14 protein-coding genes are annotated in these 15,032 nt (G+C 57.4%); 9 read left to right on the top strand and 5 right to left on the bottom strand.

The window, feature by feature from the left end:
- Window positions 1–140: 140 nt before the first annotated feature.
- Genes lsrA through lsrG form a run of 6 tightly spaced genes read left to right on the top strand, consistent with a single transcriptional unit; the run spans window position 141 to window position 5,826 of the window.
- Window positions 141–1,628: an autoinducer 2 ABC transporter ATP-binding protein LsrA gene (gene lsrA / locus F0320_RS18665; RefSeq protein ID WP_126329423.1), complete on the top strand. Its 1,488-nt coding sequence runs from the start codon at window positions 141–143 to the stop codon at window positions 1,626–1,628.
- Window positions 1,625–2,656, top strand: a complete 1,032-nt coding sequence (gene lsrC, locus F0320_RS18660; protein WP_047652764.1) for an autoinducer 2 ABC transporter permease LsrC — start codon at window positions 1,625–1,627, stop codon at window positions 2,654–2,656. Before lsrA ends, lsrC begins: the two co-directional genes overlap by 4 nt.
- On the top strand, window positions 2,657–3,634 hold the full coding sequence (gene lsrD / locus F0320_RS18655; protein WP_126329227.1) for an autoinducer 2 ABC transporter permease LsrD: 978 nt from the start codon (window positions 2,657–2,659) through the stop codon (window positions 3,632–3,634).
- Between the two features lies 1 nt (window position 3,635).
- Complete coding sequence (lsrB, locus tag F0320_RS18650; protein WP_126329228.1) at window positions 3,636–4,637, top strand: autoinducer 2 ABC transporter substrate-binding protein LsrB; 1,002 nt, start codon at window positions 3,636–3,638, stop codon at window positions 4,635–4,637.
- An 11-nt stretch (window positions 4,638–4,648) separates the two neighbouring features.
- Window positions 4,649–5,536 (top strand): 3-hydroxy-5-phosphonooxypentane-2,4-dione thiolase, encoded by an 888-nt coding sequence (lsrF, locus tag F0320_RS18645; RefSeq protein ID WP_029741387.1) that lies wholly within the window; start codon window positions 4,649–4,651, stop codon window positions 5,534–5,536.
- Entirely contained in the window at window positions 5,533–5,826 is a 294-nt protein-coding gene (gene lsrG / locus F0320_RS18640; protein ID WP_126329229.1) for a (4S)-4-hydroxy-5-phosphonooxypentane-2,3-dione isomerase, read from the top strand. Before lsrF ends, lsrG begins: the two co-directional genes overlap by 4 nt.
- 42 nt (window positions 5,827–5,868) lie before the next feature.
- Here the strand turns inward: lsrG and F0320_RS18635 are convergent, their stop codons facing one another.
- From F0320_RS18635 to F0320_RS18625, 3 genes are all read right to left on the bottom strand, one after another.
- Complete coding sequence (locus F0320_RS18635) at window positions 5,869–6,840, bottom strand: hypothetical protein (protein ID WP_149323900.1); 972 nt, start codon at window positions 6,838–6,840, stop codon at window positions 5,869–5,871.
- 129 nt (window positions 6,841–6,969) lie between these two features.
- On the bottom strand, window positions 6,970–7,818 hold the full coding sequence (locus F0320_RS18630; RefSeq protein WP_126329231.1) for a dihydrodipicolinate synthase family protein: 849 nt from the start codon (window positions 7,816–7,818) through the stop codon (window positions 6,970–6,972).
- Between the two features lie 12 nt (window positions 7,819–7,830).
- Entirely contained in the window at window positions 7,831–8,517 is a 687-nt protein-coding gene (locus F0320_RS18625) for a B3/B4 domain-containing protein (protein WP_126329232.1), read from the bottom strand.
- A 42-nt stretch (window positions 8,518–8,559) separates the two neighbouring features.
- Here F0320_RS18625 and F0320_RS18620 point away from each other — a divergent pair, with 42 nt between their 5' ends.
- Window positions 8,560–9,162 carry a helix-turn-helix domain-containing protein gene (locus tag F0320_RS18620; RefSeq protein WP_126329233.1) on the top strand — a complete coding sequence of 201 codons (603 nt, stop codon included), beginning with the start codon at window positions 8,560–8,562 and terminating at the stop codon, window positions 9,160–9,162.
- A 38-nt stretch (window positions 9,163–9,200) separates the two neighbouring features.
- Here F0320_RS18620 and ygjG read toward each other — a convergent pair whose 3' ends face one another.
- Window positions 9,201–10,580 carry a putrescine aminotransferase gene (gene ygjG, locus F0320_RS18615; protein ID WP_032660397.1) on the bottom strand — a complete coding sequence of 460 codons (1,380 nt, stop codon included), beginning with the start codon at window positions 10,578–10,580 and terminating at the stop codon, window positions 9,201–9,203.
- A 435-nt stretch (window positions 10,581–11,015) separates the two neighbouring features.
- Here ygjG and F0320_RS18610 point away from each other — a divergent pair, with 435 nt between their 5' ends.
- Entirely contained in the window at window positions 11,016–12,536 is a 1,521-nt protein-coding gene (locus tag F0320_RS18610; protein ID WP_047652769.1) for a methyl-accepting chemotaxis protein, read from the top strand.
- A gap of 336 nt (window positions 12,537–12,872) precedes the next feature.
- Window positions 12,873–14,432, top strand: coding sequence for a methyl-accepting chemotaxis protein (locus tag F0320_RS18605; RefSeq protein ID WP_126329234.1), 1,560 nt, complete (start codon window positions 12,873–12,875; stop codon window positions 14,430–14,432).
- Here the strand turns inward: F0320_RS18605 and F0320_RS18600 are convergent.
- On the bottom strand, window positions 14,429–14,923 hold the full coding sequence (locus tag F0320_RS18600; RefSeq protein WP_126329235.1) for a PadR family transcriptional regulator: 495 nt from the start codon (window positions 14,921–14,923) through the stop codon (window positions 14,429–14,431). The genes F0320_RS18605 and F0320_RS18600 overlap by 4 nt on opposite strands.
- Window positions 14,924–15,032: the final 109 nt, after the last annotated feature.

Below are 15,032 nucleotides of genomic sequence, written 5' to 3'. Positions count from 1 at the left end.
GGATCTTTTAGATCGTTTCTGGCTTATCTGTATCTCAATCGATAAAACTGTGATCCCTGCACGGTTGTAAATATAGTTCACCGTCTACGCTTTTGAACATTATTAAATCTAAAAATCATTTGTTCAATAGCGGAGCGATGATGACCTCACTTCTCGACGCACGGAATATCAGCAAGCAGTTCTCAGGCGTGCCGGTTCTAAAAGGCATAGATTTCACGCTGCTTGCGGGCCAGGTGCACGCGCTGATGGGCGGAAACGGCGCGGGAAAATCGACGCTGATGAAGATCATCGCCGGGGTGGAAACGCCGGACAGCGGTGAACTTTCTGTCGAGGGGCAGTCATATGCGCGCCTCACGCCCGCTCAGGCGCACGGGTTAGGCATTTATCTGGTGCCGCAGGAGCCGCTGTTGTTCCCCAACCTGACGGTGCGGGAAAATATCCTGTTTCGCCTGCCGCGCGAACGCGATCTGGAAAAGCGGCTGGCGGAGAAGCTCCAGCAGCTACAGTGCCAGCTTAACCTCGACGCCACTGCCAGCACCCTGGAAGTGGCGGATCAGCAGATGGTGGAGATCCTGCGCGGGCTGATGCGCAACGCCAGGATCCTGATCCTCGACGAACCCACGGCCTCACTCACGCCGGGTGAAACCGAGCGGCTGTTCCGCCAGATCCGCGCCCTGCAGGCGCTCGGTGTCGGGATTGTCTTTATCTCGCACAAGCTGCCGGAGATTCGCATGCTTTCAAGCCACGTCTCGGTGATGCGCGACGGCGCGGTGGTGCTGAGCGGTGAAACCGCGGAGTTTGACGACAGCGCCCTGATCGCCGCCATGACGCCGGTAAGCCGCGATAAATCACTCAGCGATACGCAAAAGCTGTGGCTGGCGCTGCCGGGCAACCGGCGCACTCAGCCACAGGATTTCCCGGTGCTACGGGTGGACGATCTCACCGGTGAGGGGTTTATCGATCTTAGCCTTGAGATCTACGCCGGCGAGATCGTCGGCCTGGCCGGGCTGGTGGGATCCGGGCGCACCGAGTTTGCGGAAACGCTCTACGGCCTGCGGCCGGTACGCGGGGGCCGCATCTGGCTGGAGAACCAGGAGATCACCGGCGATCCGGTAAGTTCACGCCTGGAAAAAGGGCTGGTCTATCTGCCGGAAGACAGGCAGGTGTCAGGCCTGTTCCTTGACGCGCCAATCCGCTGGAATACCGTGGCGCTGAACGAGCCGTCTCTCTGGCAGCAGCGCAAGCGGGAGTCTGCGGTGGTGGAGCGCTATCACCGGGCGCTGGGGATCAAGCTCAACCATGCGGATCAAACCGTGCGCACGCTCTCCGGCGGCAACCAGCAGAAGGTGCTGCTGGCGCGCTGTCTCGAGGCCAACCCTTTACTGCTGATCGTCGATGAACCGACGCGCGGGGTGGACGTCTCGGCGCGCGCCGACATCTACCAGCTGATAAAAAGCGTGGCGGCGCAGAACGTGGCGGTGCTGATGATCTCAAGCGATCTTGACGAGTTCCCGGGCCTTGCGGACCGCGTGCTGGTGATGCACCAGGGCGTGCTCAGCGGCGAGCTGCCGCGCCACGCCGTCAGCCTCGACAAAATGATGGCGCTGGCGTTTGGAGGCCAATCATGAAGACCTTACTCAAAAACCGCGAGCTGAGCGCGTTTCTCGCCATTCTGGCGCTGTTCGCCGTGCTGGTGGCGCTGAATCCGTCCTACTTCAGCCTGCAGACGCTGGGGATGATTTTCGCCAGCTCGCAGATCCTGATCCTGCTGGCCATCGGCGCGGCGCTGGTAATGCTGACCCGCAATATCGACGTGTCCGTCGGCTCAACCGTCGGGCTGTCCGCCATTGCCGTCGGCGTGGCGCTGAACAGCGGCTACAGCCTGCCCGTTTCCATTCTCTTCGCGCTGTCTATTGGCGCGCTGGCCGGTGCGTTCAACGGTTTTCTGGTGGTAGGGCTGCGCATTCCGGCGATTGTCGCCACCCTCGGCACGCTGGGGTTGTACCGCGGCGCGATGCTGCTCTGGACGGGCGGAAAGTGGATTGAGGGGCTGCCGCCTGGGCTGAAATCCCTCTCTGAGCCTGCCGCCATCGGCATTTCGCCGCTCGGCATGCTGGTGTTGATTATCGCGGTCACCGGCGCGTGGACGCTCTCGCGCACCGCGTTCGGGCGTGATTTCTACGCGGTGGGGGATAACCTCGCCGCCGCGCGCCAGCTGGGCGTGGCGGTGAACCGCACGCGGATGCTCGCCTTTACCCTGAACGGCATGCTGGCGGCCTGCGCCGGGATCGTCTTTGCCGCGCAGATTGGCTTTGTGCCCAACCAGACCGGCAGCGGGCTGGAGATGAAGGCCATCGCCGCCTGCGTGCTCGGCGGTATTTCGCTGCTGGGCGGCACCGGCACGCTGATTGGCGCGCTGCTGGGCGCCTTCTTCCTGACGCAAATCGATACCGTGCTGGTGCTGTTCAGGCTCCCGGCGTGGTGGAACGATTTTATTGCCGGCTTGGTGCTGCTGGGTGTGCTGGTGCTCGACGGACGTCTGCGTCAGGCGCTGGCGCGCCATCAGCGGGCGCTGAAGTACGGTCGCTTCCAGCCGGGTAACAGAGGGGGAAAGCACGTCACCCCGTTTCCCAAACGCAAAAAAGAGGTGGCGTAAATGAGGCTTAACTGGGAAAGCGCGCTGCTGATTTTGCTGGTGCTGGAGATCCTGTTCTTTGGCGCCATCAACCCGCGCATGCTCGACATTAACATGCTGCTGTTCAGCACCAGCGATTTTATCTGCATCGGCATCGTGGCGCTGCCGCTCACGCTTGTGATCATCAGCGGCGGGATCGACATCTCCCTCGGCTCAACCATCGGCCTGTGCGCCATCGCGCTGGGCGTGATGATGCAGTCCGGGTGGCCAATGGCGGTCGCTATTCCGCTGACGCTGCTGCTCGGCCTGCTGTGCGGATTATTTAATGCCGCGCTGATCCACTACACCGGCATCAGTCCTTTGGTTATCACCCTCGGCACGCTCTACCTCTACGGCGGCGGCGCGCTGTTGCTCTCCGGCATGGCGGGGGCGACGGGCTACGAGGGCATCGGCGGCTTCCCGGACAGCTTCACGGCGTTCGCTAACCTCACGGTGCTGGGTCTGCCGATCCCGCTGGTGCTGTTCTCGGTGATTACCGTCTTCTTCTGGCTGATTACCCACCGCGGGCGCTTTGGCCGTCATCTGTTTTTAATCGGCCAGAATCCTCGCGCGGCGCGCTATGCGGCGCTGTCGGTGAACGGCATGCCCTACGCGCTGTACGGCCTGGTGGGCGTGGCCTCGGCCATTGCTGCGCTGGTGATGGTCTCCTACTTCGGCTCGGCGCGTTCGGATCTGGGCCGCGATCTGCTGATGCCTGCGCTCACCGCCGCCGTGCTCGGCGGGGCCAATATCTACGGCGGGTCAGGTTCAGTTGTCGGTACCGCGCTGGCGGCGCTGCTGGTGGGCTACCTGCAGCAGGGTTTACAGATGGTCGGCATCCCCAACCAGGTGTCGAGCGCGCTGTCAGGGGCGCTGCTGGTTGTGGTGGTGATGGGACGTTCGCTGAGTCTGCACCGTGAGTGGGTGCGATCTCTCTTTAGAAAACTATCCGGAGCGTAAGATGAAAACAAAACTGTTCGTCCTGGCAATGGCCCTCAGCTTCGCTTCGGCGCAGGCGGCGGACCGCATTGCCTTTATCCCGAAGCTGGTGGGCGTGGGCTTCTTCACCAGCGGCGGCAACGGCGCGAAAGAGGCGGGGAAAGACCTCGGCGTGGACGTGACCTACGACGGCCCGACCGAGCCGAGCGTCTCCGGCCAGGTGCAGCTCATCAATAACTTCGTCAACCAGGGCTATAACGCCATCATCGTCTCCGCCGTATCGCCGGACGGCCTCTGCCCGTCGCTCAAGCGCGCGATGCAGCGCGGCGTCAAGGTCCTGACCTGGGATTCCGACACCAAACCGGAGTGCCGCAGCATCTACATCAACCAGGGGACGCCGGAGCAGCTGGGCGGCCTGCTGGTGGAGATGGCGGGCAAACAGGTCACCAAACCGAACGCTAAAGTGGCGTTCTTCTACTCAAGCCCGACCGTAACCGACCAGAACCAGTGGGTGAAAGAGGCGAAGGCCAAAATCGAGAAAGATCACCCCCAGTGGCAGGTCGTGACGACCCAGTTTGGCTATAACGATGCCACCAAATCCCTGCAAACCGCCGAAGGGATCTTAAAAGCGTATCCGGATCTGGATGCGATCATCGCCCCGGACGCCAACGCGCTGCCGGCTGCGGCGCAGGCGGCGGAAAACCTGAAGCGCGAAGGGGTGGCGATTGTCGGCTTCAGCACGCCGAACGTGATGCGCCCGTACGTTGAGCGCGGCACGGTAAAAGCCTTCGGCCTGTGGGATGTGGTGCAACAGGGCAAAATTGCGGTCAATGTCGCCGATCGTTTGCTGAAAAAAGGCGATCTTAACGTCGGCGACAGCGTGGACGTCAAAAATATCGGCGCGCTGAAGGTAGAGCCGAACAGCGTGCAGGGCTACCAGTATGAGGCGAAAGGCAACGGCATCGTGCTGCTGCCGGAGCGGGTGGTGTTCACCAAAGAGAACATCAGCAAATACGATTTCTGACGGGGGAGCAAATGGCTGATTTAGACGACATCAAAGACGGCAAGGATTTTGGCATCGGCACGCCGCAGCAGAATGTGCCTTACACCCTGAAGGGCTGCGGCTCGCTGGACTGGGGCATGCAGTCCAGGCTTGCGCGCATCTTCAACCCGCAGAGCAACCGCACGGTGATGCTGGCCTTTGACCACGGTTACTTTCAGGGGCCGACCACCGGCCTTGAGCGTATCGATCTCTCCATCGCGCCGCTGTTTGGCGAAACCGACGTGCTGATGTGCACCCGCGGTATCCTGAGAAGCCAGGTGCCAGCCGCCACGAACAAACCGGTGGTGCTGCGCGCCTCGGGCGGTAACTCGATTCTGGGCGAGCTGTCGAACGAGTGCGTGGCGGTGGCGATGGAGGACGCGCTGCGCCTGAACGTCTGCGCGGTGGCGGCGCAGGTGTATATCGGCAGCGAATTTGAGCATCAGTCGATCAACAACATCATCAAGCTGGTGGACGCGGGCGCGCGCTACGGCATGCCGACGCTGGCGGTAACGGGCGTCGGCAAGGAGATGGCACGCGACGCTCGCTATTTCTCGTTGGCCAGCCGCATTGCCGCCGAGATGGGGGCGCAGTTCGTCAAAACCTACTACGTGGACGAGGGCTTTGAAAAAGTGACCGCCAGCTGCCCGGTGCCGATTGTGATCGCCGGGGGCAAAAAGCTGCCGGAGCACGAGGCGCTGGAGATGTGCTGGCGGGCGATCGACCAGGGGGCGTCCGGCGTGGACATGGGGCGCAACATCTTCCAGTCCAGCGCGCCGCTCGCCATGCTGAAGGCGGTGAAGAAAGTGGTTCACGAGAACTGGAATGCCCGTGACGCGTTTCAGTTCTGGCAGGAAGAGAAACAGGGAGAAGCAAAATGAACGTGACGCTGGTTGAAATCAACATTAAGCCCGAGCGGGTGGACGAGTTTCTTGAGGTGTTTCGCGCCAACCACGAGGGGGCAATCAAGGAGCCGGGAAACCTGCGCTTTGACGTATTGCAGGACCCGCGCGTGAAAACCCGGTTCTTTATCTACGAGGCCTATAAAGACGAGGAGGCGGTGCTGGCGCATAAGCAAACCCCGCACTACCTGGCGTGCGTGGATAGGCTTGAAGGGCTGATGTCGGAGCCGCGTAAGAAACGCAGTTTTGTTGGGCTGTTGCCGGAGTAGCGGAGTTACCCGACAGAGCCTGTCTGTCGGGTAAACACGTTGTCAGAAATTAACCTTCTGCAATGTCATTATCAAATTATCAGCACTGTATTTACTCAGTAGCTTTTCATCCACATGGGGGAGAGGGCTTTGCAAAAAGTCCTGAAGATCTTCAATATCATCCACGTTATAAATAAAGATTCGTGCAGGGTCGTAAAGATCCATGCTTCGAATCGACGCATTTGTGGTAATTAATTTTTTATTGAAAATAAGTGCTTCCAAAGCACGTAGCGTTAATCCTCGTTGCTCTGGTTTATTGATTTCCAGTAAAACAGAGGCGTGCTTCACCTTCTCAATGTTTTCGATGTAGCTAAGTCTTTTATTTTGACAGTTATCCGGATAGCTATCATGATTGTTGTATTTATCCAACAGATAAAAATCGGGTTTATAACCGCTATTCTCAAGTTCAGGCGTAAGGATTTTCAGAGTTTCTGCACGAATCGGTTCATAGCCTCCAACAAAAAAACAGCGCTTATTTTCGATCTTGCTCTCTTTTTGTAACCGTTGAATTTCATGCAGGCTGAACGGTAAAAATTGCTCAATCATTGCCAGGCTATAGCGTTGGCAGTCAGCAGAGTCAAAACTAAATATTACGTCAAATACCGGGCGAACCGTTTCGATATAGTCTTCGTCTTCTTTGAGTTGACCCAGGAGGCGGCGCTTACGTGTTAAGGCCAAAACCGAATCGCGCAGGATTAACACTTTTTTACACGGTATGCTGGCAATATAATCCAAGAAGGGGAAAACGCTATAGCCGTTACAAATTACAATATCATCTGGTTTTATCGCTGATAATTTAACTGCACAATGAAAACGTTTATGCCATTTTTTTAACAGCGTACCGGGCATAAGGGCATTAACTGATTTATAGCGCCGCATAATACGATTAATTTTCATGACGGGATAATCCTTCGCCAGAGAATTAAGCATCATAATTTCGAAATCATTTACCCATTCCAGAAAATAGTAGCGCATGGTCCCTCAAGGTTGATGGTCGATTTTTTCCAAATGATATCCTATTCCAAAGGGAGAATCATTATGCCGGTATGCTGAGGTTGTATTGCTTTTATAGGCCGGGTAAGCGCTAGCGCCACCCGGCGTTGTTCAGGCCAGCGCCAGATCCGCAATTATCGCAGCAAGCGCTTCGCGCGGCTCACCATGAATAGCCTGAAGGGGGAAGGGTAGCGCGGGCGTTTCCACTTTCCCCAGCATTTCTGCCGCTGCCGCTACCACCCGCAAACTACCATAATGGCGGAACAGCGCCCAAAGCGGCTCCAGCCGCTCGGATTGTGCCGACTCTTTCGAACGGGCAATCGCCAGCGCTGTTTGCGGAAACAACCCGCCGACCACCGAGTACCAGACGTCAAACCCGGCCTGCAGGGCGGAGGCCGCTCGCCAGTCACCGGCGATGCCCAGCGTGACGGTATCAGGAAGACGAGCGCGTACCTGCGACAGGTCCTCCGGCACGCGGCCAAGCTTTATGGACCCTATATTCGGCAGGGCCGCGGCGGCAAATAACAGTTCATCGCTAAACGAAAAACCAGTTGTGGCGGGATTATCGTAAATGCACAGCGGTACGGAGAGCTGGCGGGTCACCGTTTCATACAGATTAAACACTTCGTCTTCCGTTAATCGCTGGTACGACACGGGTGCCAGCAGCACGCCGGAGACTCCTGCCGATTGCGCGTCGTCAGCCAAACTTCGAATATCGTCCAGCCGCAATGCGCCGATGCTGACGATGACCGGAATGTCATCAGCATGCGCCACCGCGCAGCGTGCGATCCGGCCGCGCTCTTCAACGGTCAGATAGGCATAACTTCCCGTTGAGCCCAAAATGCCCAGTGAATCCACGCCAGCGTCGACAACGGGGCGCAGAAGATTGATGAAGGAGTGTTCGTCAAACGTCCCCTCTCTCAGGGGCGTTAACGGAAACGCGCTTAACCCGTGAAACATCGTGTTGTCCTCCTACAGCGTCAGCAGCTGAACCCGAGCCGTGGCTCCCGGCATCAGCCGCTGCAGGTTGTTGACCAGCTCTTCTCCTGCCTCTTCCAGCGCCGCAAGCGGCATCGTCGGCAGGCTTTCAAGAATAAACCACATAGATTGCGCCTGGCTGTCCAGACGGGTACGCCCCCCCTGGCGCCAGTTCCAGCGGCGGCAGGTGACGCCGAGATCGTCGCGCCAGATAACCTCGCCCGGTTCCGGATGTTCCATCACTGGGTGTCCCTCTTTGAAGGTATCAAACGGCTCGCTGCCGTCGGCCAGCGTCAGACGCGGCGCACCCGAATACGCCGCGAGATTTTCCCCGCCCACCGGAATGGCGTAGCGAATGCTCACTGCGTTATAGATATCCACCACCGGATCCAGCGACGGCAGCGAACCGTCTTTCAGCACCCGCTTGCGCAGGGCCGCGGCGGAACAGGGTGTGCGTTTCGGTTTCGCGCCGAAGGCTTTAAACACTTCATCCCAGCCTGAAAGGTGCGCATCAGCCCATGGCACATCATCATTCAATATCTGCTGGCAGGCCTGCGCCAGCGCGGCGGACGCTACCTCCGGATGGGTGATCGGCGCAGCTTCAACCAGAATGCTCAGCGCCCGAAAGCCCGGGGCAATCCCGGCAAGACGCGAATCTATTGACGGCGTAACGAGAGACATAAATAATCCTGTATTGACTGTTTTATACCATGGTAGTGACCAATGACTGATAAAGTCAATATAATGACTGATTCGGGTGCCGATGTTGCCCAGGTAAGCCTGGCCGTGGCGAATCGCATCCGCAACTGGCGGAAAGAGAAAAAGCTGTCGCTGGACGAGCTGTCCCGCCGCGCCAGCGTCAGCAAAGGGATGCTGGTGGAGATCGAAAAGGGCGCAGCCAACCCCAGCATCGCCATTTTGTGCAAGCTGGCCGCCGCGCTCGGCATCTCCGTGGCGGATATCGTTAACGTCTCCAGCGAGCCGCTGGTACATGTTATCGAAGAAGAGGCGATTCCGGTGCTGTGGCGGGGCGCACTGGGTGGCCGCGCCAGACTGCTGGCGGGCACCGCGGGCCCGGACATGATTGAACTCTGGCAGTGGGAAATGTATCCGGGGGAGCGCTTTACCTCTCCGGGGCACCCGGCGGGAACCTTTGAGCTGCTGCACGTGAACGAAGGCGTTTTAACGCTGACGGTGGATGAGACGGTGACCCTGGTTAACGCTGGCGCATCGGCTGTGGCGAAAACGGAAGCGGCGCACGGCTACGCCAACGAGGGCGATACCGTGCTTCGCTTCACCATGACGGTGGCGGAATTTCACCGCTAAAAAACCGGGCCTACAAACGCCTGTAGGCCCGGTGATTTTTATGCCTCTTCCACGCTAACCCGCAGCGCTGCCAGCGCTTTACGCGCCGCTTTCAGCACCTGCTCGCACTGCTCAATCGTCAGCGTCAGCGGAGGTTCAATGCGGATGGTTTTCGAGTTGTTGAGCGTCCCGGCCACCAGCACCCGCTGGCGGAACATCTCGCTCGCGAAGCTGTAGCCGGTTTCGTTATCGACAAACTCAATTGCCATCAGCATCCCTTTCCCACGCGCATCCTGTACCAGGTCCGGATACTCCCGGCCTAGCTGACGGAAGCCGTCCAGCAGCATGTCGCCTTTCTGCTCCGCCTGCGCGGGCAGGTTTTGCTCCAGCAGCACGTTGATGGTTGCCAGCGCGGCCGCACAGGCCAGCGGGTTACCGCCAAAGGTGGTGGTATGCAGGAACGGGTTGTCGAACAGCACCGAGAAGACCTCTTCAGTCGCAACCGTCGCACCAATCGGCATCACGCCGCCGCCGAGCGCCTTCGCCAGGCACAGGATGTCCGGCTGCACGTTCTCGTGCTCGCAGGCAAACATTTTGCCGGTGCGCCCCATCCCGGTCTGGACTTCGTCGAGGATCAGCAGCGCGCCAAACTCATCGCACAGCTGACGCACGGCAGGCAGATAGCCCTGCGGAGGGAGGATCACGCCGCCTTCACCCTGAATCGGCTCCAGGATCACCGCCGCCACGTCATCGCCGGTTTTACGGCATTCACTCAGCACGGTGCGCATGGCGTTAATGTCGCCGAACGGCACGTGGCGGAAGCCCGGCAGCAGCGGCATAAACGGTTTGCGGAAGGTGGATTTGGCGGTAGCAGACAGTGCGCCCAGAGATTTACCGTGGAACGCGCCGCTGGTGGCGATAAAGGTGAATTTCCCGCGCGGCGACTGGTACGCTTTGGCGAGTTTAATCGCCGCTTCGACCGATTCCGTGCCGCTGTTGCTAAAGAAGCTGTATTTCAGTTTGCCGGGCGTTAAGGCCGCCAGCGTTTTCGCGAGCATGGCGCGAAGCGGGTCGAGCAGTTCCTGGCTATGGAGAGGTTGTTTCGCAAGTTGATTCTGTACGGCGGAAACCACAACTGGATTACGGTGCCCCACGTTGAAGATACCAAAACCACCCAGGCAATCGATAAACTCCTGTCCCTGGGTGTCGACAAGCGTGTTAAGACTTCCCGCTTGCCACTCTACGGCTCCGTAATCCCCGCCGGCGGTAACAGATTTGCGATACTCAAGAAACCCTGGATTGACGTGCTCTTTAAAGTAATCGATGACCTCTCGGTTAAGTTGTTTCATCTCCTCATGATCGAGCGTTCGCTTCTCAATGAGATTCAGTGCGTGCGCGGTACAGGCAAGAGCCGAGGCGCTGGAAGGTAACCTGTTCAAAATGTGCTCCCGGGGATCGCGTATCACATGATACTGGTTTAAGTATTGCAGGGATTACGCCACTTCAGATGACTTAACAAAAATCGGGATAAACGCCAGGTTAAATTAATGTTGCACAATATTTAATCATGCCGGAGCAACCGAAACGGGATTTAGCCGTACAGGACAGAAAGGATAAATGTGGGCGGAAAAGCGCATTTGCACTAAAGAAGTGCATTCGCTGCAACTTAAGTGGGCGTTAACTGGTCATGCTTTATAGGTAATTTCTTTACGAAAGTATTTGAAATCAATGAATTATAAAATCGTACAAAAAGTATGGTTTAAGTCAAATCTGCGATCTTCATCAAGTTTAACAACTAAAGATAAATTGTTTACCGCCGAAAAAACATTGACCCACAAAATTAACATTCAAATAACCTGCAAGGGATGCCCACCATGTCCTCTCCAACCTATGTCACCCAGAATGAATATCCTCTGGACGATGACACCACCTTAATGTCTACCACAGACGTCCACAGCTACATCACACACGCCAACGACACCTTTGTGCAGGTGAGCGGCTACCAGCTCGATGAGCTGACGGGCCAGCCGCACAATATGGTTCGTCACCCCGATATGCCAAAAGCCGCGTTTGCCGATATGTGGTACACGCTGCAGCAGGGCGAGCCGTGGAGCGGGATTGTCAAAAACCGGCGCAAAAACGGCGACCACTACTGGGTGCGTGCGAATGCGGTGCCGATGGTGCGCCACGGGCAGGTCACGGGCTATATGTCCATTCGCACCAAAGCCACAGCGGAAGAGATTGCCGCCGTAGAGCCGCTCTACCGGGCGCTGAACGACGGGCGCTGTAAAAAACGTATTCATAAAGGGCTGGTGGTTGGAAAAGGCTGGCTGGGCAAACTGCCGGCGATGCCGCTGCGCTGGCGCGTGCGCAGCGTGATGGCGGTGCTTTTTGCCCTGCTCGCCGCCACGCTGGTCGCGACCTCCGCCGGGTGGATGCCGCTGGTTGCTGCCGCGGTGGTGATGCTGCTGGGGACATTGCTGTTTGAGCAACAGATTGTCCGCCCGATCGAGAATGTGGCCCGACAGGCTCTGAAGGTCGCAACCGGTGAGCGCAACAGCGTGCAGCATCTGAACCGCAGCGACGAGCTGGGGCTGACGCTGCGCGCGGTCGGGCAGCTGGGCCTGATGTGCCGCTGGTTAATCAATGACGTGTCTAGCCAGGTGGTAAGCGTCCGTGACGGCAGCGACAGGCTGGCGCAGGGAAATGAAGACCTGAACGATCGGACGCGTCAGACCGTGGCGAACGTGCAGCAAACCGTCGCGACAATGAACCAGATGGCCGCTTCCGTTCAGAGCAACTCTGAAACCGCCGCCGAGGTGGACAAACTCTCCGTGGCCGCGAGCAGCGCGGCGACGAAAGGGGGCAATGCGATGCAGACCGTCGTCAAAACCATGGATGACATTGCCGACAGCACGCAGCGGATTGGCTCGATTACCTCCCTGATTAACGATATCGCTTTCCAGACCAATATTCTGGCGCTGAACGCGGCGGTTGAAGCGGCAAGGGCAGGAGAGCAGGGAAAAGGTTTTGCCGTGGTCGCAGGCGAAGTGCGCCATCTCGCCAGCCGCAGCGCCAGCGCCGCCAATGATATTCGTAAACTCATTGATGCCAGCGCCAGCAAGGTGCAGTCCGGCTCTGAGCAGGTTCACGCCGCAGGCCGCACGATGGATGATATCGTGGTGCAGGTGAAAAACGTGACGCAGCTTATCGCCCAGATCAGCCACGCGACCTCCGAGCAGGCAACCGGACTCTCTGAGCTGACCCGCGCGGTGGCTGAACTCGACAGCATCACGCAGAAAAACGCCGACCTGGTCGAGGAGAGCGCGCACATTTCTGCGATGGTGAAGCACCGCGCCGGACGCCTTAAGGATGCGGTGACTGTGCTTCATTGAGCCAGTAATGTTCCAAAAAAGCCGCTTATTCCGTAAGGAATAAGCGGCTTTTATTTTTCTGATTGTGACTATTAATGTGGTTTATTGTTAATTTAATATTAAATAACTAAAGAAAGTGCCTCAGTTATTTATTCCTGCCTAAGTCAGTTATCCAGAACGCTATTTTGAAAAATACCCCTCTGGTGGTCTGGTAACGATCGATGGAGCAATATTAATAGTCTCTACCTATCCATTGCAACGGTTATGAAATAAAAAAACGATCAAACTCATAAAGTTAGCGAAATCGTTACCGATAACAGCGATCGTCTGAGAAATAATCACATCGATGGAGAAAATATGTTCTTACATGACGTAAAGATCGGCACGAAATTATTTCTGGCGTTTGGGTTCTTTATTGTCCTGATGGCCATCAGCGCGAGCCTGTCTCTGATGAGCCTGAACCGGGCTAATAACGGGATGCAATCGATTATTACCAGTGATTATCCGACCACGGTAAAAGCGAACCAGTTAATCGATAACTTCCAGGAATTTATTAGCACTCAACAGCTGATGCTGCTGGACGAGCAGGGCACTTACACGGGGCAATCTCAGCAGCGCCTGAAAGAGATCAGCGAGCACATTACGGTGATCCTGGGCGAGCTGAACAACGCGTTGCAGGATCAAAAGTCTCAGCAGGTGCTGGCGGAAATCCGCAGCGTGCGCCAGCAGTATCTGGACTCGCGCTACCGCATTTTGCAGGCGGTGCAGAACAACAATCGTGCGGGTGCTATTCAGGAGATGATGACCACCACCCTCGCCGTGCAGCAGGCTTATAAAGCGAAGGTGAAGGAGCTGATTACCATTCAAAACAGCGAGATGCAGAGCGCTGGCGCGCAGGTGGAAGGGGATTTCAGGTCTAACCGTCTGCTGCTGATCCTGCTCACGCTCTTTAGCGTTGCGGCAGGCAGCATGATTGGCTGGTTTATCGTGCGCGCTATCACTCGTCCGCTCGGCGAGGCGGTGCATTTTGCAAAAGCCATTTCTGAGGGCGATCTGACGGGCAGCATCACGCCACACGGTAAAGACGAAACGGGTCTGCTGCTGCATGCGCTGATGGAGATGAAAACGCGGCTGCTGGACATCGTGCAGCAGGTGCAAACCGGCTCGGAGAATATCTCCAGCGCGGCCGCGCAGATTGTCGCCGGGAACCAGGATCTGGCCGCGCGCACGGAAGAGCAGGCAAGTTCTGTAGAACAGACCGCCGCCTCGATGGAGCAGATCACCGCGACGGTGAAAAATACCGCCTCGCATACCGGGGAAGCGACCAACCTCTCGGCGGATGCCGCCACGGTGGTTAAAAACAACGGCGAGATGATGAAGCAGGTGACCAGCAAAATGCGCCTGATTAACGAGACGTCGAACCGGATGTCCGACATTATCGACCTGATCGACGCCATTGCTTTCCAGACCAATATTCTGGCGCTGAACGCGGCGGTGGAAGCGGCGCGCGCCGGCGAGCACGGTCGCGGCTTTGCGGTGGTGGCGGGTGAAGTTCGCCAGCTTGCCCAGAAGAGCGCGTCGTCTGCCAGCGAAATCCGCGAGCTGATTGAGAGCTCCACCAGCCAGACCCAGGACGGGATGAACCTGGTTGAAAAAGCGAGTGGACTGATCAACGGGATGGTCGGCAACGTGGAAGAGATGGACGTGATCCTGCGGGAAATTCGGCAGGCCAGCCACGAGCAGACGGAAGGTATCTCGCAGATTAACAGCGCGATTGGCCTGATTGATGCTACCACCCAGCAGAACTCCGCGCTGGTCGAGGAGTCTGTGGCTGCAGCAGCATCCCTTAACGAACAGGCGATGCACCTGAAAGAGCTGGTACGCGTCTTCCGCGTGAGCGAGCACGCTCCGGCTTAATCCAGCTGGGAGATCTCGAGCGCCGCGCGGTCAATCACGCCGATAATCTGCTTGAGCTGCGCGTCGCTGAGCTCTCCCTGATTCACCTTCAGGTCTAACACCGCTTTGAAGTTATCCAGCGCCCGCTTCATCTGCGGGTTTTTGCGCAGCTGAAAACCGACGGAACGCGCTTTGATACGTGCCTGTATCTGCTCCAGCTGTTCCCGGTTCTCGTCCAGCCAGCGTTGTCCTTCAGCGGTAATCCTAATCGTCTTACGACCGTTCTCTTCTTCCGTAATGGTGATAAACGACTGATCCTGAAGATAATCCAGGGTCGGGTAGATCACTCCGGGGCTCGGGGTGTAATTCCCCTGAGTCAGATTCTCGATCTCTTTGATCAGCTCGTAGCCGTGGCTCGCGCTGCGGGTCAGGATATCCAGAATCACCAGCCGCAGATCGCCGTGGCCGAAAAAGCGCGGTCGACGCCCGCCGCTGTCGTGTTCGTGTCGCATAATACGTCCTTCAATTTGATATATCTAAACTATATCTAAGATATATTCAGATGCAATCTAAAAGATCTTGCATTTTTCATTATTAGTAATCATTATCATTTGAAAATTG

Origin of the sequence: Enterobacter dykesii, from assembly GCF_008364625.2 — a bacterium.
GTDB classification, from domain to species: domain Bacteria; phylum Pseudomonadota; class Gammaproteobacteria; order Enterobacterales; family Enterobacteriaceae; genus Enterobacter; species Enterobacter dykesii.
The sequence above is the reverse complement of the archived record's forward strand: the minus strand, read 5'-3'. Positions and strand labels throughout refer to the sequence as shown.

Excerpts from the sequence above, each read along its gene's own strand:
- lsrA (WP_126329423.1), top strand. The coding sequence starts at position 141 with ATGACCTCACTTCTCGACGCACGGAATATCAGCAAGCAGTTCTCAGGC.
- lsrC (WP_047652764.1), top strand. The coding sequence starts at position 1,625 with ATGAAGACCTTACTCAAAAACCGCGAGCTGAGCGCGTTTCTCGCCATT.
- lsrD (WP_126329227.1), top strand. The coding sequence starts at position 2,657 with ATGAGGCTTAACTGGGAAAGCGCGCTGCTGATTTTGCTGGTGCTGGAG.
- lsrB (WP_126329228.1), top strand. The coding sequence starts at position 3,636 with ATGAAAACAAAACTGTTCGTCCTGGCAATGGCCCTCAGCTTCGCTTCG.
- lsrF (WP_029741387.1), top strand. The coding sequence starts at position 4,649 with ATGGCTGATTTAGACGACATCAAAGACGGCAAGGATTTTGGCATCGGC.
- lsrG (WP_126329229.1), top strand. The coding sequence starts at position 5,533 with ATGAACGTGACGCTGGTTGAAATCAACATTAAGCCCGAGCGGGTGGAC.
- F0320_RS18635 (WP_149323900.1), bottom strand. The coding sequence starts at position 6,840 with ATGCGCTACTATTTTCTGGAATGGGTAAATGATTTCGAAATTATGATG.
- F0320_RS18630 (WP_126329231.1), bottom strand. The coding sequence starts at position 7,818 with ATGTTTCACGGGTTAAGCGCGTTTCCGTTAACGCCCCTGAGAGAGGGG.
- F0320_RS18625 (WP_126329232.1), bottom strand. The coding sequence starts at position 8,517 with ATGTCTCTCGTTACGCCGTCAATAGATTCGCGTCTTGCCGGGATTGCC.
- F0320_RS18620 (WP_126329233.1), top strand. The coding sequence starts at position 8,560 with ATGACTGATAAAGTCAATATAATGACTGATTCGGGTGCCGATGTTGCC.
- F0320_RS18610 (WP_047652769.1), top strand. The coding sequence starts at position 11,016 with ATGTCCTCTCCAACCTATGTCACCCAGAATGAATATCCTCTGGACGAT.
- F0320_RS18605 (WP_126329234.1), top strand. The coding sequence starts at position 12,873 with ATGTTCTTACATGACGTAAAGATCGGCACGAAATTATTTCTGGCGTTT.
- F0320_RS18600 (WP_126329235.1), bottom strand. The coding sequence starts at position 14,923 with ATGCGACACGAACACGACAGCGGCGGGCGTCGACCGCGCTTTTTCGGC.